Source organism: Amycolatopsis sp. TNS106 (assembly GCF_019330265.1).
Classification (GTDB): domain Bacteria; phylum Actinomycetota; class Actinomycetes; order Mycobacteriales; family Pseudonocardiaceae; genus Amycolatopsis; species Amycolatopsis lurida.
Genome location: NZ_CP024972.1, coordinates 5,873,408 through 5,892,276 on the forward strand (window position 1 = coordinate 5,873,408; position 18,869 = coordinate 5,892,276).

The window sequence follows — 18,869 nt, forward strand, 5'->3', positions numbered from 1 at the left end:
GCGCGGCTGCCCTTGAGATGTTACCGCTCATTAGGGGTAGTCGAGCCAGCGCTTACATGCTATTAACCAGCCGCTCGCAGAGGGGATGCACGTCTCACTCGAATGGGCGGAAACCGCCCACCAAATGGGAATGGCCCGTCCAGAAACTGGACGGGCCATTCACCGGCTGTGTCTTACTTGCCGGCCTTCCTACGCTGAACGCGCGTCCGGCGCAGCAACTTGCGGTGCTTCTTCTTCGACATGCGCTTACGGCGCTTCTTGATCACAGAGCCCATCGTGAGCGCTCCTTCCTTCGTCGTCGGTCACGCTGCCCGGCGCAGCGTCCAACGGGTGGAGCGCACAGGCACGAGCGGTCTTCCAGGGTACTCGCGCCCCGGAAGACGCCCTCGGGCGGGCACGTTCTGTCCCGCGAAACGGGCCTCAGCCCACGTCGAAGTACGCGCCCTGCAGATATTCGTGAACGGCCTTTTCGGGCACTCTGAACGACTTCCCGACGCGCACCGCGGGCAACTCGCCCGAGTGAACCAGTCGGTAGACGGTCATCTTGGAGACCCGCATCAGCGTGGCCACCTCGGCGACCGTCAGGAACTGGACCTGGCCCACTGAAGGCAGGTCATCCTTCTTGTTCGGCGGCATGATTCACCGTGTCCTTCGACACGTGTCGCGCCACGAGGCTTCCCCACCTGTGGTATCGACACGCACGTGCTCTCCTGAGAGTAGCGGGACACGTGTGGCTAAAGCGACGCGAGTCACCGAGATGGGCCCGTCCGACCCCCGCAATCAGTCACCTACTTGCGGGGGACACCTGCTCGGGCGCGTCCTCGACCGGCGCAAGTAGGTGACTAATTGCGGGGGTCGTGAGCGGCGCCCAGCTCGGTCGAGCGGTCCTTCGCGGCCTCGATGGCGGCCAGGAGCGCCGCGCGGACGCCGTGCTTCTCCAGCTCGCGGATGGCGTTGATGGTCGTCCCGGCGGGCGAGGTGACGGCTTCGCGCAGCAGCACCGGGTGTTCGTCGGACTCGGCGAGCATCTTCGCCGCCCCGACCGCCGACTGGATGATCAGCTGCCCGGCGAGCGCGCGGGGCAGGCCGAGCAGGATCCCGGCGTCGATCATGGCCTCGACCAGGTAGAAGAAGTACGCGGGCCCGGAACCGGACAGCGCCGTGACGGCGTCCTGCTGCGATTCGGGCACCTCGACGACCTGCCCGACGTGCGACAGCAGTTCCTTCACCACCGCGATGTGCTCGGAGGTCGCGTGCGCGCCCGCGGAGACCGCGCTCATCGCCTCTCCGACGAGCATGGGGGTGTTCGGCATGACCCGGACCACCGGGACGCCCTCGGCCAGCCTGCGCTCGTACAGGGCGGTCGGCAGGCCCGCGCACAGCGATACCACCAGCGACTCCGCGCCGAGCAGCGGCGCGAGCTCGTCCAGCACCGGTTCGATGTCCTGCGGTTTGACCGCGACGACCAGCACGTCGGCCCGGCGGGCGGCGTCCGCGACGGTGACCCCGTGCACGCCGTAGCGCTCGGTCAGCTCGGCCGCGCGCGCCGGATAGCGTTCGGTGAACAGCAGGTCGGCGGGGCTGTGTCCGCCGTGCAGCAGGCCCGAGAGCAAGGCCTCCCCGATCTTCCCGGCACCCAGAACCGCGATCACAGTCATGCGCTTCAGCGTGCCAAACGGCCGTCAGGCTCCAGGCGCCGGGGCAAGCGCCAGCTGCCGGGCCTGGCAGACGAGCCTGCCCTGCGAGTCGACCACGAGCGCGTCCGAGTCGAACCAGGCCTCGTGCACCGACTGGCTCTGGACGAGCACCCGCAGCCAGCCCGGCGCCGGCCGCGTGCGCAGCAACGCGGTCAGCTGCACGGTCGGCGCCCAGCCGACCCGGCCGAGGTTGTAGACCACCGGCGGGTTCACGTCGCTCGCGAGCAGGGCGAAGTACGGATCCGCGAGCCCGTGCCTCGGCCGGACCCACAGCCGGATCCTCGGCGGGTCGCCGATCCGGCCGTGCAGGTAGCCGACGCTCGCGGGATCGAGCCGGACCTCGCAGCCCTTCGCGAGGTTGAACAGGCCTTCCGAGGTCTCGCCGGTCACGGGTACCGCGCCGGGCGGCGGCTCCGCGGGCATGGCGGGGACGTCGGTCCACTCCGGGCGCCGCATCGGCAGCCGCCCGGTGGTCACCCTGGCCTCGACGCAACTGCGGCCCCGCTGCTCCAGCGTGACCGCGACGACCGAGGACCGCCTTCCGACCTTCCGGACGTCCATGCGCAGCAACACCGGCCCCACCGCCGGTGGGTGCAGGAACTCCGCGCTGATCGCCAGCGGCTCGGACGGCGGCTCACCGCGTTCCTGGAGGAAGGTCAGGGCGGCCCTGGCCATCAGGGCCATCAGGAAGCCGCCGTGGGGGTGTCCACCGATCGACCATTCGGTCCGGAGGACCGCCGTGAAAGTGCCGTCACCCAGTGATCTCGTCGCGCACGCCGCGTCGAAGGAGGTGCTCGTTTCGTCGGCCGCGCTCACCGAGCACTGACCCAGGCCACGAGCCGATCCATCGGGGTGCGGGAGATCAACAAGCGCAGCTGGTTCACGGTCGGAACTTTACGTGTACCAGCGCCTCGAGCGCAGGGAGGAATGAATCTCCGCACCCGGAGACGATCTTTGTCACTGACCGAGGTGAAGCCTCGCGAACAGGAGTGACTCCGCGAGGTCGCGTGATCGCCGCGCCGCGCTCGGCGACCGCCGGGTGTTGATCTCCAGCACGATCTGCCCGGAGAAATCGCTGTTCACGAGCTTTTCGAGCAGTTCGGCGCAGGGTTCGATCCCGCGTCCGGGCACCAGGTGCTCGTCCTTCGGCAGGCCCGTGCCATCGGCCAGATGGACGTGCGCGAGGCCGGAACCCATCCGTTCGGCGAGCGCGAGGGCGTCCATCCCGGCTGCCGCTGTGTGGGACAGGTCGAGCGTGTAGTGGCGAAACCCTACGTCCGTAGGGTCGATCGACGGCCGGAACGCCGACACGCGGGACGTCCGCGAGCCGCCGGGCGGGCGGACCTTGAACATGTTCTCGACCGCGATCTCGATCCCGCTGGTTTCTTCGAGCTCGTCGACGAGGTCGCCGAACGCGTCACCGTAGCGGCGCTGCCACCGGAACGGCGGATGCACCACGACCGTGCGCGCGCCGAGCTCCTGCGCCGCGTCCACGGACATCCGCAGGCGCACCTCGGGATCCGGCGACCACACGCGCTGGGTGATCAGCAGCGAGGGCGAGTGGATCGACAGCACCGGCACGCCGGTGCGGCGCGACCAGCGGCGCAGCGCGGAGACGTCCTGGCTGACCGGGTCCGCCCAGACCATCACCTCGACACCGTCGTAGCCGAGGTCGGCGGCCAGCTCGAACGCCGTGCCCGCCCGCAACGGCCAGACGGACGCCGTCGAGAGGCCTACCGGAATCTGCTGAACCATTCCGGCATCCTTCCCGAGGCCGCTAACGCGCGACCAGCAGGAGTGCGGCCGGTGAGACCGTCACCACCAGTCCGACCAGTACCGCGAGCACCAGGGTCTGGAGATCCTCCGCCTTGCGGATCTTCCGGACGATCCACACCAGCGCGACGATCACCAGCAGCGCGGCGACCAGCGCGGCGGCGGGGATGTTCACCCACAGCCAGTTGAAGCCCAGCCAGACAGCGGCGCCACCGACGACGCCGAGGGCGAGCTGACCGGCCAGTGCCAGCCACTGCTTCCCCGGCGAGACCTTCTCGGCGGGCGCCGCGGGCTCGTCGTCCTCGACGACCTCCTCGGCGCTGTCGTCGTAGTCGTCCTCGTACTCGTCGGCGCGGTAGCCGTAGTCGTCGCGGCCGAAGTCCGGGGAGCCGTCCGGGTACGCCGGGTCGGCGAACTCGCGCTCGTACTCGTCGAGGTTGTCCTGCCGGTCGCGGTCGTCGAGCGAATGCGGCGGCACGAAGGGCATCGGCGCCGGGTGGGGCTGGTGGGTAGATGCCATGGTGGGCGGGCCCGCGTCGAACGGGTCCGGCTCGGGGTCGGCGTCCGGTTCTACGGGCGCGACCGGGGGCGGTACCGGCGGGATCCCGCCGATCTCGGTGTCCTCGGACTGCACCTTCTGCCTGCGCTTGCGCCAGCCGGCGAGACCGGCGGGCGGCGCCGGAGGCTCGACGGGCGCGGCGGCCTCGGGTTCGGGCGCCGCCTCGTCGCCGACGGCGGCGAACTGTTCGGTGCTCGGCTCGGCCTTCGGCTGGGGCGGGCGCGCCGCGGGACGGCGGCGCCGCGCCGGCTGGGCGGGCGGCGTCGCGAACGCGCCGCTCGCCATCGGACCCGGCTGGTCCTGCACGTCTTCGGCCGGAGCGTCGAGGCCACCGTCCAGCCTCGCCGACAGCCCGGACGACGGGGGCCCGGCGGGCGGTTCGGGGCGACGGCGGACCGGCGGCACCGCGCCGCGGGTCTCCTCCGGACCTGCCGGACGGGGACGGCCACGCGGGGGCAGGCCCTCGGAGTCCGGCGGGCGCTGCTGGTAACCGGACTGCTCCTGCGGCGGAGTCGGCCGGACGAACTGACCCGATTGCTGGGGCGGCTGCGGCGGACGCTGCTGGTAACCGCTCTGCTCCTGCGGCGGAGTCGGCCGCAGGAACTGACCCGATTGCTGGGGCGGCTGCGGCGGACGCTGCTGATAGCCGCTCTGCTCCTGCGGCGGGCGCACCGGCGGCGTCTGCCGGGTCGGGGTGGAGGCGACGTCCGGCGGCACCGGCAGCGGCGCGGAGTCCTGCTGCGGCTGCGGGAGCGGACGCGGTGCGGAGTCCTGCGGGCGCGAGCGGCGCGGCGGACGGTTGGGCGGCGGCGGGGTGTCGCCGGACACCCTGTCGATGATCGCCTGGGGCGCGGTGTCGCTCACCGACGGCGCGCGCCGTCCGCGAGTGGGCTCGGGAGCCTCGTCGTCGTCGGCCGCGCGGCGTCGCCTGCGGCGCCCGCCCTCGGGCTGGGCTCCGTGCTGCGCGAGCAGCTCCGCCACGGTCTTCTGTGGCTGGCCGCTCTCTGTCTCGTCCGTCATACCGTGCTGTCCAATGCGCGCTCAAGCCGTTGCGAACCGGCACGCGACGGGGCATCGGCGGCGTCGCACGCGCTGTCCACCGTCATCCGCATCTCCGTCACCTTTTCACCGTGCCCGTTCTCCGTCGACTAAGTCCAGTCGGGCGCTGCCGCCCACAGTGTCGTCCGCACCGTTCGAATGGTCCAGCCGTCGAAGGATGACACCTTCTCGCAGCGCCCACGGACAGATCTCCAGTTCTTCCAGGGAAAGCGCCCGCATGGTGGCTTGTGCGACGAGCGCGCCCGCCACCAGCTGATGCGACCGGCTCGCGCTGACCCCCTCGAGTTGTGCCAGGTCATGGGCGGTCATCCGGGAGATGAACGCGATGAGCTGGCGCAACGCGGTGTCGGTCAGGGTACGGCGCACATGCGGCCCGCTGGCCGACGGCGCCGCTCCGGTCAGCCGGGCGAGCGACCGGAACGTCTTCGACGTCGCCACGACACGATCGGGTTCACCCAATTTGGCGACCTTCTTCGCGAGCGGGGCGAGTTGTTCTTCGAGCCACGCCGAAGTCGCGATCAGCTCCGACCTGGTGGGCGGGTCGTGCTGGAACCGCGTCCGGGTGGTCCGGCCCGCGCCCAACGGCAGTGACTCGGCCAGATCCGGCTCCTCGTCACGGCCCATCGCGATTTCCAGCGAGCCGCCGCCGATGTCGAGCACCAGCAGCTTCCCCGCCGACCAGCCGAACCAGCGGCGGACGGCGAGGAAGGTGAGCCGGGATTCGTCGATCCCGGAAAGCACCTTCAGTTCGACGCCGGTCTGTTCCTGGACCTTCGCGAGCACCTTCGGGGCGTTCTTGGCTTCGCGGACCGCGGAGGTGGCGAACGCCATGACCTCTTCGCAGCCGAGCCGCGCCGCGGCCGCCTTCGCCGATTCGACCGCTCGCACGAGACTGTCCGCGCCCGCGCGGCTCAGGTCGCCGCTGCGGGTGATCTGCTCGGCGAGCCGGAGGACGGCCTTTTCGGAATGCATCGGGGTCGGGTGGGCGCCACGGTGGGCGTCGACCACGAGCAGGTGGACGGTATTGGAACCGACGTCGAGTACCCCTAGGCGCACGAGCGTCTACGGTACCCGCCCCCACGTCAGGTCACGAAACCGTAACCGTGATCTGTATCGCAGAGGCTCCGCGTGAAGGCCCCCTTCCCTCGGCTGAGCCGAGGGAAGGGGGCCTTCACGCGCGATCTCACGTCTCGAACTTGTAGCCCAGGCCACGCACCGTGACCAGGTGCCGGGGCGAGCCCGGGTCCGGTTCGATCTTCGAGCGCAGGCGCTTCACGTGGACGTCGAGCGTCTTGGTGTCGCCGACGTAGTCCGCGCCCCACACCCGGTCGATCAGCTGCCCGCGGGTGAGCACGCGGCCCACGTTGCGCAGCAGGTACTCGAGCAGGTCGAACTCCTTCAGCGGCAAGGAGACCTCCTGGCCGTCGACGGTCACGACGTGCCGCTCGACGTCCATCCGCACCGGCCCGGCGGCCAGCACCAGCGGCGCCAGATCGCCTTCGGAGCCCGGCTCGCCACCGCGGCGCAGCACCGCCCGCACCCGCGCGATGAGCTCACGGGCCGAGTACGGCTTGGTGACGTAGTCGTCGGCGCCGAGTTCCAGGCCGACGACCTTGTCGATCTCGCTGTCGCGCGCGGTCACCATGATCACCGGTACCGCGGAACGCTGCCTGAGCTGCTTGCAGACGTCCGTTCCGCTCATCCCGGGGAGCATGAGATCGAGCAGGACGATGTCGGCGCCGTTGCGGTCGAACTCCTCGAGCGCCTGCTGCCCCGTCACGGCGACGGCGGCGGTGAAGCCCTCTTTGCGGAGCAAGAACGCGAGCGGGTCGGCGAACGACTCTTCGTCCTCGACGATGAGAACCCTCGTCACAGGTTTCCTCCATGGTCGGGGCTTTCTTGCCCTGTTGCCACGAGACGGGGTGTCCGCTCGGGGGTCTTCTCCGGCCGGGACGCCGGCGGAGCCTGTTTCGCGGCCGCGGCCGGTTCGGCGGGGATATGCGCGGGGATTCGCAGCGTGAAGGTCGACCCGGTGCCGGGACGGCTCCACAGGCCGACCGAACCGCCGTGGTTGGCGGCCACGTGCTTGACGATCGCCAGCCCCAGCCCGGTGCCGCCGGTCGCCCGCGACCGTGCCTTGTCCGCGCGGTAGAACCGCTCGAAGACGCGCTGCTGTTCGTCCTCGGCGATGCCGATACCGCGGTCGGTCACCGCGATCTCGACCTTCCCGTCGACCAGCCGCCTGCTGATCGACACCGGGCTGCCCGGCTGCGAGTACGCGACGGCGTTCTCCAGCAGGTTCGACAGCGCGGTGACCATCAGCGTCCGGTCACCCTCGATGAGGAGCCCGCTGGCCGCGTCGGTGGTGATGGTTATCTCGGCGGATTCCGCCGAGAGTGTCGTCCTGCCGAGCGCCTCGCGGACGACGGCGTCGACCTCGACGACGTTCAGATCGGGCAGCCGTTCGGCGCCCTGGAGCCGCGACAGCGCGATCAGTTCGGTGACGAGCTGGCCGAGCCGCGTCGATTCGCGGAGGATCTTGCCGCCGAAGCGGCGGACCTCCTCGGTGTCTTCCGCGGCGTCGAGGACGGCCTCGGTGAGCAGCGCGATCGCGCCCACCGGCGTCTTCAGTTCGTGGCTGACGTTCGCGACGAAATCCCGCCGGACGGCTTCGAGGCGGATCGCCTCGGAGTGGTCGACGGCCTCGACCACGGTGAACCCGTCGCCGAGCGGGCGGACCTCGCCGTGGACGGCCTCGGGCTGACGCCCCCTCGCCTCCAGCGGGGAGAGGTCGATCTCCATCGGCTCGTCGGTCTCGACCACCTGCTCGGCGGCCTTGCGGGCCCGCGGATCGGCCTGGTTGACCTTCACCAGGCCGAGCTCGTAGGCACGCGGGTTGTGCAGGACCATGTCGCCGAACTTGTTGAGCACGACGACGCCGTTGTTGCTCGACCGCACGAGGCGTTCGAGCAGTTCGGCCACGGTGGGCCCGGTCGGTCGCCGCTCTTCGCGGCGGGCGCGGCCCCTCGCGATCAGGAAGCCGAAAACCACACCGACGATCAGTCCGCCGAGGGCCATGGCGAGTGCAACAGGCGTGGTCACAGGGGAATCGTAAGCGCGTGGGTAGTCTTTTGGCCTAGTCCCGGCCGCGTACTCGTGATGCCTATGACACCTGGGGACACCCTGTTCGCCTGCAGGTCAGACCTCGTTCACGTGGCCGAGACCTCCCGGGTGAGGCGGGTCACCCGAAACGGGGACTTCGAGGACGACTCGTGCCCGGATTCCGACTTTCGTCGTGACCATCCGAACGGTGTTCTGCCCACTCACCGGCGAATAGCGACGTTCCCGTCACCACCGGCGGGGAATGTTGGAAGACTGTCGCCGTGGAACTCGTCAGTGACATCTCCCTGATTCGCGGAGAAGAAGAGCTGTTCGACCGGACGGCTCATCTGTTCGTCGCGGCGACCGACATCGCGTGCGCGGCCGACGACCTCTACACCTGGGCGCTTTCCCGGCCATCGCTCACGCGGCAGGGTGAACGGCTGGTGCACGACAAGCGGATCCGCAAGCTGTATCGCCCCGGTGTCCTGCTGAACGAGCAGACCGCGGAGCACCTGCATCACCTGTCCGGCCTCGGCGCGCAGATCCGCATCGGCACCGAGGAGATCAACGAGACGATCCTGCTCGACGAGCGGGTCGCGATCATGGCGGGCGACGAGGGCAAGGCGGTGCGCTCGTACAGCGTCATCTCGCGCCCCGAGCTGGTGCAGGGCATCCTGTCGCTGTTCGAGACCGCCTGGCTGGCGTCCACCACCCTGGAGACGTTCGACGCGCGGTTCGCCGACATCCGGATGGAGGCACCGCAGATCCTCGAGTTCCTGACCACCGGCTGCAAGGACGAGAAGGCCGCGAAGAGCCTCGGCATGGGCGTGCGCACCTATCAGCGTCGTGTCTCGGAACTGCTGGTCGCGCTCGGCGTGACGTCGCGGCTCCAGGTCGACGCGCGGGCGCGGGAACTCGGCCTCTTGTGAAGCGCTGGGCGGGGCTCGCGGTGGTGTTCGTGCTCGCGGGCTGCACCACCGCGGTCCCCGGTACCGCCGGGCCAGAGCCGGAAACCCCGCCCTCGAACCTCGCGCTCGTCGACCCGGCGCGGACGGCCACCGTGCTCACGGCGGTGAAGACGGCCACCGAAGCGGTGTTCTCCTACGACAGCACGGCCGTGCCCGCCTACGACAAGGCGATCGCCGACAACCTGACGCCGAGCGCGCGCGACGAGCTGGCGAAGCTGTTCGCCGAGGTCCGGAAATCGGCGGAACCGATCAAACTCGTGACGAGGGTGATCGTGTCGGCCGCGGTCGAGGAGACCCCGGACAAGGCACGGGTGCTGACGGTGCTCGACCAGAGCAGCACCAGGGCGGGCGCCACCAGCAAGGGCATCACGTCGGTGCTGCTCGCGACGGTGCGTGAAGGCGACCGCTGGCGGATCGGGAAGATCGAGGTGAACCCGGCCGCGCCCTCGCCCCCGGCGGAGAAACCGGGCGCCGGCGACCGGGTGTTCGCGAGGGTGCGGGATTCCGCCCGCGACGGCGCGCTCCGCGTCGCGGAGGCCCTGCTGAACGTGGACCCGGCCGACCCCGAAGGCACCTACGCCCGCTACGAATCCGTGTCGACCGGGCCGTTGCTGGCCCAGTTCCGGCAGGACAAGGCGGCGCGGCTGAACCAGATCCGGTCCGGGGGAACGAAGGCGTCCCCGGCCCCGAACCCGGCCGCCGCGGTCATGGAGGTCGTGGACGACAAGGCGAGCGTGCTGCTCTTCGCGACGACGGACGTCAAGGACGCGGCCGGGCAGGCGACGAAGAGGTACCTGCCGATCGTCCTGCGCCTCCAGCGGCTGCCCGAGGGCTGGAAGGCCGCGGGGGTCGAATCGGTCCAGCCTCTCCCCTGAACGCAATTCGTCCCCCGAATGCGGTGGTTCGAGAGCGAACTACCGCGTTCAGGGGACGAATCGCGTGGGATTAGCGACCCTGGTTGGCGACGGCGGCCGCGGCTTCCTTGGCGGCCTCCGGGTCCAGGTAGGTCCCGCCGGCGGTGACCGGCTTGAGGTCTTCCGTGAGGTCGTAGCGCAGCGGGATGCCGGTCGGGATGTTGAGCCCGGCGATCGCGTCGTCGGAGATGCCGTCGAGGTGCTTCACCAGCGCGCGCAGCGAGTTGCCGTGCGCGGCGACCAGCACGGTCTTGCCCGCGCGCAGATCCGGCACGATCGCGGACTCCCAGTACGGCAGCAGCCGCGCGACGACGTCCTTGAGGCATTCGGTCAGCGGAGCGGCGTCACCGAGGTCGGCGTAGCGCGCGTCGCCAACCTGGCTGAACTCGTCGGCCGGGTCGATCGGGGGCGGCGGGGTGTCATAGGAGCGGCGCCAGAGCATGAACTGCTCCTCGCCGAACTCGTCCAGGGTCTGCTTCTTGTTCTTGCCCTGCAGCGCGCCGTAGTGCCGCTCGTTGAGGCGCCAGTCGCGCTTGACCGGGATCCAGTGGCGGTCGGCGGCGTCGAGCGCCAGATTGGCGGTCGAGATCGCCCGGCGCATCAGCGACGTGTGGACGACGTCCGGCAGCAGACCGGACTCCGCGAGGAGCTGCCCGCCCTTGCGCGCCTCCTGCTCGCCCTGCTCGGACAGCGGCACGTCCACCCAGCCGGTGAACAGATTTTCGGCGTTCCACGTGCTCTGCCCGTGACGCAGCAGCACCAGAGTCCCAAGCTCAGCCATGGGGTTCAGCCTGCCAGAGTGAGCGGAAGCGCCGGTCAGAGGGCCGCGCTTCGCCGGGTTTCTACGGAGAGTGCGTTACCTACGAGTAACACCTTCACCCGTCCAGAAGACGGGTTGCCAACAAGTCCCGATCGCGGGGAATCAGGCTGCACTCCGTTATCCCGGTTTTCGAATTTCACTCGAACGGAGTAACCGGTAGTCTTGTGATTACAGGTGGAGATCTGACAGGTTGACTACGTCCCGCGCGGCCGGATTCCACGCACTCCCCGGTTCGACGCGGGTGACGACCGCGACTCGTCTCCCCCCTGCCGAGTCGCGGCGCCCGCCGGCCCCGTTGGCATCCCCCTCGTCACCGGGTCCACCTTGGCGGGAACTTCAGCGGGGCGGCTCGAGATCGCGACTCCCCCCTCCCTCGAGCCGTCCCGCCTGTTCATCTTCGGGGAGCCGCCAAAGTCCGTGAAGGCCTCCTTGAGGGACCCAGAGTCCCTCAAGGAGGCCTTCACGGACAGGCGGCAGGGCGCAGGGCTTGCGTGGAGGCTCAGTCCAGCGGGGGCGCGGACGGCAGATCCGAAGCGGTCGCCATCGCGGGCTCCGCCGGACGGCGCCGCTTGCGCAGCCACCACACCAGCGCGGCCGCGGGGACGCCGAAGACCAGCAGGAACGGCGCCATCGCGCCGAGCACGGTCAGCAGGCCGCCGCCGAAGGTCAGGAACGCGTCCCAGCCGTCGGCCAGCCCGCCGAGGAACCCGCTGCGGGATTGCTCCGCCGCCGCGACCGTCTCCGCCTTCACCTGCAGGGAAATCGTCGACATGGCGACACTTCCGGCCAGGCTTTCGCGCCGCTTCTGGAGCGACTCGAGCTCGGCCTCGCGGCTCGTCAGCTCGCTCTCGACCGAGGCGATCTCCGAGACCGACGTCGCCCTCGCGAGCAGCGCGCGGATGCGCTCGACGCTCGCCCGCTGGGTGGCCAGCCGCGAATCGACGTCGACCATCTGCTCGGTCACGTCCGTCGCGGTGACCTCGCGTCTGACCTGTTTCCCGAGTTTCCCCAGCTGGTCCAGCACGCCGTCGAGACGCTCGGCGGGCACGATGACGTTGACCGACGCCCGCTTCTCCTGTGTGCTCTCCTGCCCCGTGTAGCCGGCGGCGCCCTGGGTGATGACGCGCACCTGCGAGATCACGTCGGCGACGTTCGGCGCGGTGAGCTCCAGGCTCGCCGTGCGCACCAGCTTGCGGTCGGCGATGCCCGGCTGTCCCGCCGGCGCCGGGGCCTTCCCCGAACCCGCCTTGCTGTCGGGTGCCTCCTTGTTCGGCGGCCCACCTTGGTTCGGCACGGCCTGCTTGGTGTCGGCCGACATCGGCATCCCGGCGGATTCACTGCTGCCGGAATCGTTCGCCGAACAGCCCGCCAGTGCCAGCACGATGCCGGCGGCGGCGACCCATCTCATTCGCTTGCGTATCAAGACCGTCTCCCTCCAGTGTCGCGGAAAGAGACGGAGCCGGGCTCAGGCCCGTTGCACCATCCGGGTCACGAGTCGGTCAAGGCTCCGGGTTCGTGGCCGTTCGCGGGCTCGACGAGATGTTTGAACGCCTGCAGGTTCGCCAGCGACTCGCCGCGGGAAACGCGCCAATCCCACTCGCGTTTGATCGATTCCGCGAATCCGAGTTCCAGCAACGTGTTGAAATCGCCGTCGGCGGCTTCGAGCACCTGCCCGAGGATCTTGTCCAACTCGGACTCGGTGACAGTGTCCAGGCCGAACCGGCCGACCAGGTAGATGTCGCCCATCGCGTCCACGGTGTAGTGCACGCCGTACAGCTTCGCGTTGCGGCGCAACAGAAACCGGTAAACGTCCTCATGGGACTCATCGGGGCGGCGGCAGACGAAGGCTTCGACGGCGAAAGCGTGATCCCCGGCGACCAGCCAGCAGTTGGTCTGCAACTTCTTGGTACCGGGCAAGGTGACGAAGTACTTTCCCTCGCCACGCCTTTGGTATTCCAGGCCCGCATTGTCCAAAGAGGACCGCAAGGTCTCGTCGAGCGTCAAACCGCCACCTCCGCGCGCTGTTCGAGGGCGCGCCGGAACGCGCCGGTCGCCTGAGCGTACGTGTCCAGCAGCCGGTCCGTCGTACGGCGCCAGGAGAAGCGCCGCGCGTGGACGACGGCGTTGGCCGAAAGTTCGGCACGCCAGCCGGGCCGCAGCGCGACGTTCGCGAGCGCACCCGCCCAGTCCTTCGCGTCGTGCGAAGGCACGAGCAGCCCGGAGACCCCGTGCGGGACCGCGACCGGCAGCCCGCCGACCTCGGCCGCGATCACCGGTGTTCCGCAGGCCTGCGCTTCGAGCGCGACCAGCCCGAACGACTCGTTGTAGCTCGGCACGGCGACGATGTCTGCCGCGCGGTAGACGTTGACCAGCGAGCGGCCGGGCTGCGGCGGCATGAACCGGGTCTGCTCCTCGATCCCGAGGGAAACGGCCAGTTCGCGCAGGGCCTGCGGCTGCTCCAGTCCGGTCCCGGACGGGCCGCCGACGATCAGCACCACCAGCCGCGACGCCAGCTCCGGCCGCTCGCGCAGCATTTCGGCCGCGGCCAGCAGGAGGACGTCCGGCGCCTTCAACGGCTGGATGCGGCCCGCGAAGGCCAGCACGATCGCGTCCTGGGGCAGGCCCAGCGCCCGGCGCGCGGCGGGCCGGGATCCGGGCGTGAACCGGTCGAGGTCGACGCCGGGCGGGATGGCGTGCACGGCGTGCGGGTCGGCGTCGTACAGCTCGATCAGCTCGCGGGCCTCGACGCGGGTGTTCGCGACCAGGCAGTCCGCCTCCTCGACGACCTGCTCTTCGCCGATCACGCGGGTGCGCGGCTCCGGGGTGTCGCCCTCGGCGAGCGCGGCGTTCTTGACCTTGGCCAGGGTGTGCGCGGTGTGCACCAGCGGCACGCCCCAGCGGTCGCGGGCGAGCCAGCCCGCCTGGCCGGAAAGCCAGTAGTGCGAATGGATGAGGTCGTAGTAGCCCGGCTCGTGGAACGCCTCGGCCCGCAGCACCCCGGCGGTGAACGCGCACAGCTGCGCGGGCAGCTCGTCGCGGCCCAGCGGCTCGAACGGCCCGGCCGGGATGTGCCGGACCAGCACGCCCGGCGCCAGCTCGGCGACCGGGGGCTGATCCGAGGACGTCGCCCTCGTGAACACCTCGACCTCGACGCCGCGGCGGGCCATCTCGGTGGCCGTCTGGCTCACGTAGACGTTCATGCCGCCGGCGTCGCCGGTACCCGGCTGCTCCAGCGGAGAGGTGTGCAACGACAGCACCGCGACGCGCCTGGGCGCGGCGTCGAACCCGTGCAGAGGGATCGTCACCTGGTCAACACTCCCGAAGTCCTACTGATCGGCGAACCGGCGCAGTAGATCACCGAACTCGTCCGCCGCTTCGGCGAACGGCAGATGCCCCACCTCAGGTAGCCAACGCACGACGGCCCCCTGAATCTTCCCCGCCGCGTATTCCGCCGACGTCGGATCGATCACAGCATCCGCGAGACCATGGACGATAAGTGCCGGTTTGTCCAGATCGCGAAGTACGTCCTCGCTCCCGATGTCGCGCCGGAACAACGCGGAGCGCACCGCGGGCGGGGTGGAAAGGCACGCGCCGAGCAAGGACTGGGCAAGCGTGCCGGACACGGGGGCGGCGGTCATCCGCTCGCTGAACTGCACCAACGCGGGGATCGCGACCGCCGGATCGTCCGCCAGCACCGCCGGGATGGCGTCGCGCATGGCGGGCCCGACCTTGCCGCCGGGCCGGTTCTTGCCGATTTCTGTGATGGCGCCCACAAAAACGACACCTCCGAGCCTCGACGAGCCGTGCACGCGGAGGTAATCGGTGATCACCAGCCCGCCGTAGGACCAGCCGACGACGATGGCGTCGTCACCGGCGAAGTCGAGGACCGAGGCGAGATCTTCGGCCCAGACCCGCGGATCGTCATAGCCTGCCGAGGGCACCTCGGAATCGCCGTGACCGCGCAGATCCATCGCGACCAGGCGGAACCGCTCGCTGAGCGCGGGATCCGCCAGCTGCGGCGCCCAGGCCTTGGCGGATTGGGCCCAGCCGTGCACGAACACGATCGGACGGGTGTTCTCGGCGCCCTCGACCCACAGGCCGATGCGGGTCCCGCCGTAGCCGACTACCTCGGTCTTCATGGGCGTCACCCTATGAGGTTCCGGTATGCGTGGGCTCGTGAGTGGCAAGGGGGCTACTTGATCGCCGAGAGGGCCTTCCAGGACTTCCAGTCGTAGAACCAGTCCTTGACGTCCGATTTGGTCGGGCTGCCCAGTTTCGAGCCGGTGATCTCGACCGGGTCGCCGATCATCGCCGTGTCGAAGTACTTCTTCGCGTCCGCGTCGAGCAGGTTCACGCAGCCGTGCGAGGTGTTGGCCTTGCCGATGTTCGCCGCGTTGTCCTGGTTCTCGTGGATGTACTCGCCGTTGTTCGAGATCCGGCAGGCCCACTTCTTGTTGACGTTGGTGTAGCCGTAGCGCGCGTTGTCGAACCGCGCCGTCGGCTCCTTCGTCATCACGATGAACGTGCCGTTCGGGGTGTTGCGCTGGACGTCGGAGTCGAGGCCGTTCGAGCACGGGTAGCTCGCTGATTCCGACCCGCCCCGGTAGACCTTCATCACATGGTCGGGGGTGTTGATCTTGACCACCTGGTTGCGGCCGATCTTGAACTCGGTGGTCACGTCGGCCTTGCCGTACGCGCCGCCGCCGAGCGCGACGCCGTAGAGCTTCGCCTCGACGCTGACCTTGATGTTGGCGGGCCAGTACTCCTTGGGCCGCCAGTCGACCTGCGTGTCCGACAGCCAGCCCCAGGAGCCCTCGACGTCCTTGTCGGTCTTCACCTTGAGCGCCTTCTCGGCGGCCGCCTTGTCCTTGACCGGGGACGCGAACTTCACGCTGATCGGCATCGCGACGCCGACCTCGGCGTCGTCGGTCGGGTTCAGCGTGGCGCGAATCTCCTTGGCCGGCTTGACCGTGCTGAACGAGCCCTTGAACTCGGCAGGCTTGTTGTCGCTGCCGGTGGCCTTCGCGGCGTACGTGTACGTCTTGCCGTAGCCGAGGACCTCGGTGCTGGTCCAGGTCAGCCCGTCGGGCGAAAGTTCACCCTTGACGTCCTTGCCGCTGTCCCCGGTGACCTTGACCTCGGTGAGCTTGCCGTCGGCGACCTTCACCACGACCGGTGTCACCACGGAGGCGTCCTTGGCGTCGGCGGCGGGTTCGGCGGTGATCTTCGCGACCGGGGCGGCGTTCTGCTCTCCGGCACCACTGCCTTCCGGCTTGGCGTTGCCGCCTTCTCCACTGGAGCAGGCAGCGGCCAGCATGGCCGCCCCCGCGGCGAGCGCGGCCTTGAACACCGTGCGCCGTTCGATCACGTGTACCTCCCGTTAGCTCCCCGCGAGCCCCTACCCGCTCAGCGCTGGGAACCTCTCCGACGTTACCCGCGGCGACGGAACTCACCCGCGCCCCTCACCGGGATAGACGCACGAAGCCGGGGTGGGGTTGTTCACCCTCCCGCAATTCGTCACCTCCTTGCGATCTTTGCGCGTGCAAGGATCGCGAGTAGATGACGAATTGCGGGGTTCAGAGCGCGCAGTTGATCAACAGGGGTTCCGGGTGCAGCGAAACACCGAAGCGGGCCTCGACGCCGTCGCGCACTTCGCGCGCCAGAGCGAGTAGGTCCTCAGTCGAGGCCTTACCGCGGTTCGTGAGCGCGAGCGTGTGCTTCGTCGACAACGAGACCCTGCCGCCGGGCCCTTCGTGGCCCTTCGCGAACCCGGCCCGCTCGATCAGCCATGCGGCGGACAGCTTCGTGCCACCGGGCGCCGGGTACTGCGGCACACGGACGTCCTCGCCGACGACATCCACGATCCCCGCCAGCACCTTCGGCAGCCGCGCCTCACCGATGATCGGGTTGGTGAAGAACGAGCCCGCGCTCCACGTGTCGTGGTCGTCGGCGTCCAGGACCATGCCCTTGCCGCGACGCAGGCCGAGGACGGCTTCGCGGGCTTCGGCCGCCGGGACCCGGTCACCGATCTCGACACCGAGCGTGCGGGCAAGTTCGGCGTAGCGGATCGGGGCGGACAGGCCGTCTTCGGTGACCTTGAAGCGCACAGTGAGCACGACGCCCGCGTCGGTGCCCTTCAGGATCGACGTGCGGTAGCCGAAGCCGAGCTCTTCGGCGGTCAGCGTGCGGATCTCGCGGGTGGCGCGGTCGTAGAGGTCGACCGAGACCAGGGACTCGGCCACCTCGCAGCCGTACGCGCCGACGTTCTGGATCGGTGTCGCACCGACCGAACCGGGGATCCCGGACAGGCATTCGAGCCCGCCGGCGCCGTCGGCGACCAGGCCCTCGACGAAACCGTCCCAGTTCTCCCCCGCCGCGACCTCGACGAGATCCCCGTCACGGGTCCATCCGGTGGTGGCGACCTTCAGCACCGCGCCGCCGAAGCCGTCGTCGGCGACGACGAGGTTCGAACCGCCGCCGAGCAGCAGGACCGGCTCGCCCGCTTCGTCGGCCTCGCGGACCGCGTCGACCAGGGCCTGCACGGTCTTCGCCTCGGCATAACGCCGTGCCGGACCGCCGAGCCGCAACGTGGTGTGGTCGGCGAGGGCGGCGTGCTGAGTGGGAGTTTCGGCAGTGCTCACGCCCGTGAACGGTACTGTCTGGCGCCATGGCCTCCCGTATCGAGCACCGATCGACGTTCTCCGCAGACCTCGCGACCACGTTCGACGCGGTCGCCGGCGAGGCGGCGCTGCGGGCGAGGCTGGAGCAGATCGGCGGCGACGACGCGGAGCTGCTGGAGTACGCCACGACCGGGGACGGCGTGCGCTACAAGCTGCGTCAGGGCATCAGCTCGGACAAGCTCCCGTCGGCCGTGCGGACGCTGCACCGGGGCGATCTGATCGTCGAGCGTGAGCAGACCTGGAAGACCGCCGGATCCGGTTACACCGGCACCGCGACGGCATCGGTCTCGGGCGTGCCGGGCGAGATCACCGCGAAGACGTCGCTGACCGGTGAAGGCGAGCAGGCGACGCTGGTCAACAGCGGCGAGGTCAAGGTGCGGATCCCGTTCGTCGGCGGGAAGCTGGAAGGCGTGATCGCCGAACAGGTCACCAAGCTGCTGGAACGCGAGGCCGAATTCGTCGCGAAGTGGCTGGCCGAGCGCTGAAACCGGTCGGGGCACCGACACGGGGCACGACCAACCCCAACCGGCTCCGCCGCGTCGACCGCTGGCTCGCGAGCGACCCCGGCGTGACCGGGCTGCTGCACCGCGCGGACGAACCGCTCGTGGTGGACCTCGGCTACGGCGCCTCACCGGTGACCACGGTCGAAATGGCGCGCCGGCTGCGCACGGTCCGGCGCGACGTCCGGGTGCTGGGCCTGGAGCTGGACGCCGAACGGGTCGCCGTCGCGCAGGCCGCCGCCGACCGGCCGTGGCTGGATTTCCGGCGCGGCGGCTTCGAACTTGCCGGGACGCGGCCGGTACTGGTGCGCGCGTTCAACGTGCTTCGCCAGTACGACGAAGCCGAGGTCCCGGGCGCCTGGTCGCTGATGCTGGACGCGATGGCGCCGGGCGGGCTGCTCGTCGAAGGCACCTGCGACGAGATCGGGCGGCTCAGCACCTGGGTCGCGGTCGGCTCCGCCGGGCCGCGCAGCCTGACCCTGTCGGTCCATCTCGCCAGCCTGGAACGTCCGTCCACAGTGGCCGAACGGTTGCCCAAGATCCTCATCCACCGCAACGTTCCCGGCGAACGCGTCCACGAACTACTGTCCCTTTTGGACATCTGCTGGGCGACGGCGGCGCCGCACCAGAACTTCGGCGTCCGCGCCCGCTGGGCACACACCGTCCACCTGCTCACCGCCCGGGGCTGGCCGGTGCTGAACCGGCCCTCGCGGTGGCGGCTCGGCGAACTCACCGTGCCGTGGTCGTCGGTGGCTCCCGACTAGGAATTCATCGGTCGAACCCCGCTCCGTCACCCC

At 69.9% G+C, this 18,869-nt stretch carries 20 protein-coding genes; 4 read left to right on the forward strand and 16 right to left on the reverse strand.

Going from position 1 to position 18,869, the window contains the following annotated elements; all coding sequences use genetic code 11:
* Positions 1-173: 173 nt before the first annotated feature.
* The 9 genes from CVV72_RS26615 to CVV72_RS26655 form a co-directional block, all read right to left on the reverse strand.
* On the reverse strand, positions 174-275 hold the full coding sequence (locus tag CVV72_RS26615; RefSeq protein ID WP_007030867.1) for a 30S ribosomal protein bS22: 102 nt from the start codon (positions 273-275) through the stop codon (positions 174-176).
* A gap of 145 nt (positions 276-420) precedes the next feature.
* Entirely contained in the window at positions 421-636 is a 216-nt protein-coding gene (locus CVV72_RS26620) for a helix-turn-helix domain-containing protein (RefSeq protein WP_016330918.1), read from the reverse strand.
* A gap of 206 nt (positions 637-842) precedes the next feature.
* Positions 843-1,658, reverse strand: coding sequence for a pyrroline-5-carboxylate reductase (gene proC / locus CVV72_RS26625; protein WP_219146258.1), 816 nt, complete (start codon positions 1,656-1,658; stop codon positions 843-845).
* A gap of 24 nt (positions 1,659-1,682) precedes the next feature.
* Positions 1,683-2,513, reverse strand: coding sequence for a thioesterase family protein (locus tag CVV72_RS26630; protein WP_034310570.1), 831 nt, complete (start codon positions 2,511-2,513; stop codon positions 1,683-1,685).
* 141 nt (positions 2,514-2,654) lie between these two features.
* Positions 2,655-3,452: a sugar phosphate isomerase/epimerase gene (locus tag CVV72_RS26635; protein WP_219146259.1), complete on the reverse strand. Its 798-nt coding sequence runs from the start codon at positions 3,450-3,452 to the stop codon at positions 2,655-2,657.
* 22 nt (positions 3,453-3,474) lie between these two features.
* Positions 3,475-5,049, reverse strand: a complete 1,575-nt coding sequence (locus tag CVV72_RS26640; RefSeq protein WP_219146260.1) for a hypothetical protein — start codon at positions 5,047-5,049, stop codon at positions 3,475-3,477.
* Positions 5,050-5,154: 105 nt separating this feature from the next.
* A complete protein-coding gene (locus tag CVV72_RS26645) occupies positions 5,155-6,144 on the reverse strand; it encodes a Ppx/GppA phosphatase family protein (protein ID WP_219146261.1) in 990 nt (329 codons plus the stop codon).
* Positions 6,145-6,271: 127 nt separating this feature from the next.
* Positions 6,272-6,961, reverse strand: coding sequence for a response regulator transcription factor (locus CVV72_RS26650; protein ID WP_034310560.1), 690 nt, complete (start codon positions 6,959-6,961; stop codon positions 6,272-6,274).
* Positions 6,958-8,190, reverse strand: a complete 1,233-nt coding sequence (locus CVV72_RS26655) for a cell wall metabolism sensor histidine kinase WalK (protein WP_219146262.1) — start codon at positions 8,188-8,190, stop codon at positions 6,958-6,960. Before CVV72_RS26655 ends, CVV72_RS26650 begins: the two co-directional genes overlap by 4 nt.
* 281 nt (positions 8,191-8,471) lie before the next feature.
* Here CVV72_RS26655 and CVV72_RS26660 point away from each other — a divergent pair, with 281 nt between their 5' ends.
* Together CVV72_RS26660 and CVV72_RS26665 are read left to right on the forward strand one after the other, a co-directional pair.
* Positions 8,472-9,119 (forward strand): DNA-binding response regulator, encoded by a 648-nt coding sequence (locus CVV72_RS26660; protein ID WP_219146263.1) that lies wholly within the window; start codon positions 8,472-8,474, stop codon positions 9,117-9,119.
* Positions 9,116-10,033: a hypothetical protein gene (locus CVV72_RS26665; protein WP_219146264.1), complete on the forward strand. Its 918-nt coding sequence runs from the start codon at positions 9,116-9,118 to the stop codon at positions 10,031-10,033. The genes CVV72_RS26660 and CVV72_RS26665 overlap by 4 nt, the downstream gene beginning before the upstream one ends.
* A 70-nt stretch (positions 10,034-10,103) precedes the next feature.
* Here the strand turns inward: CVV72_RS26665 and CVV72_RS26670 are convergent, their stop codons facing one another.
* From CVV72_RS26670 to CVV72_RS26700, 7 genes are all read right to left on the reverse strand, one after another.
* Positions 10,104-10,853: a phosphoglyceromutase gene (locus CVV72_RS26670; protein WP_034310552.1), complete on the reverse strand. Its 750-nt coding sequence runs from the start codon at positions 10,851-10,853 to the stop codon at positions 10,104-10,106.
* Between the two features lie 538 nt (positions 10,854-11,391).
* Complete coding sequence (locus tag CVV72_RS26675) at positions 11,392-12,300, reverse strand: DUF4349 domain-containing protein (RefSeq protein ID WP_255632269.1); 909 nt, start codon at positions 12,298-12,300, stop codon at positions 11,392-11,394.
* Between the two features lie 80 nt (positions 12,301-12,380).
* Positions 12,381-12,896, reverse strand: coding sequence for a YbjN domain-containing protein (locus CVV72_RS26680; RefSeq protein WP_219146265.1), 516 nt, complete (start codon positions 12,894-12,896; stop codon positions 12,381-12,383).
* Positions 12,893-14,197, reverse strand: coding sequence for a D-inositol-3-phosphate glycosyltransferase (gene mshA, locus CVV72_RS26685; protein ID WP_219146266.1), 1,305 nt, complete (start codon positions 14,195-14,197; stop codon positions 12,893-12,895). The genes CVV72_RS26680 and mshA overlap by 4 nt, the downstream gene beginning before the upstream one ends.
* A gap of 21 nt (positions 14,198-14,218) precedes the next feature.
* Positions 14,219-15,031: an alpha/beta fold hydrolase gene (locus CVV72_RS26690; protein ID WP_219146267.1), complete on the reverse strand. Its 813-nt coding sequence runs from the start codon at positions 15,029-15,031 to the stop codon at positions 14,219-14,221.
* Positions 15,032-15,084: 53 nt separating this feature from the next.
* Entirely contained in the window at positions 15,085-16,260 is a 1,176-nt protein-coding gene (locus CVV72_RS26695; protein ID WP_219146268.1) for an Ig-like domain-containing protein, read from the reverse strand.
* Positions 16,261-16,468: 208 nt separating this feature from the next.
* Positions 16,469-17,533 (reverse strand): UDP-N-acetylmuramate dehydrogenase, encoded by a 1,065-nt coding sequence (locus CVV72_RS26700; protein ID WP_219146269.1) that lies wholly within the window; start codon positions 17,531-17,533, stop codon positions 16,469-16,471.
* A 26-nt stretch (positions 17,534-17,559) separates the two neighbouring features.
* On the opposite strand from CVV72_RS26700, the gene CVV72_RS26705 reads away from it, so the two are divergent.
* Both CVV72_RS26705 and CVV72_RS26710 read left to right on the forward strand, forming a co-directional pair.
* Positions 17,560-18,057: a DUF2505 domain-containing protein gene (locus CVV72_RS26705; protein ID WP_219146270.1), complete on the forward strand. Its 498-nt coding sequence runs from the start codon at positions 17,560-17,562 to the stop codon at positions 18,055-18,057.
* Complete coding sequence (locus CVV72_RS26710) at positions 18,039-18,836, forward strand: class I SAM-dependent methyltransferase (protein WP_219146271.1); 798 nt, start codon at positions 18,039-18,041, stop codon at positions 18,834-18,836. The genes CVV72_RS26705 and CVV72_RS26710 overlap by 19 nt, the downstream gene beginning before the upstream one ends.
* Positions 18,837-18,869: the final 33 nt, after the last annotated feature.

Bases quoted from the DNA above. Each gene is read 5' to 3' on its own strand.
- CVV72_RS26615 (WP_007030867.1), bottom strand. From the start codon at position 275: ATGGGCTCTGTGATCAAGAAGCGCCGTAAGCGCATGTCGAAGAAGAAG.
- CVV72_RS26620 (WP_016330918.1), bottom strand. From the start codon at position 636: ATGCCGCCGAACAAGAAGGATGACCTGCCTTCAGTGGGCCAGGTCCAG.
- proC (WP_219146258.1), bottom strand. From the start codon at position 1,658: ATGACTGTGATCGCGGTTCTGGGTGCCGGGAAGATCGGGGAGGCCTTG.
- CVV72_RS26635 (WP_219146259.1), bottom strand. From the start codon at position 3,452: ATGGTTCAGCAGATTCCGGTAGGCCTCTCGACGGCGTCCGTCTGGCCG.
- CVV72_RS26640 (WP_219146260.1), bottom strand. From the start codon at position 5,049: ATGACGGACGAGACAGAGAGCGGCCAGCCACAGAAGACCGTGGCGGAG.
- CVV72_RS26670 (WP_034310552.1), bottom strand. From the start codon at position 10,853: ATGGCTGAGCTTGGGACTCTGGTGCTGCTGCGTCACGGGCAGAGCACG.
- CVV72_RS26675 (WP_255632269.1), bottom strand. From the start codon at position 12,300: ATGAGATGGGTCGCCGCCGCCGGCATCGTGCTGGCACTGGCGGGCTGT.
- CVV72_RS26690 (WP_219146267.1), bottom strand. From the start codon at position 15,031: ATGAAGACCGAGGTAGTCGGCTACGGCGGGACCCGCATCGGCCTGTGG.
- CVV72_RS26705 (WP_219146270.1), top strand. From the start codon at position 17,560: ATGGCCTCCCGTATCGAGCACCGATCGACGTTCTCCGCAGACCTCGCG.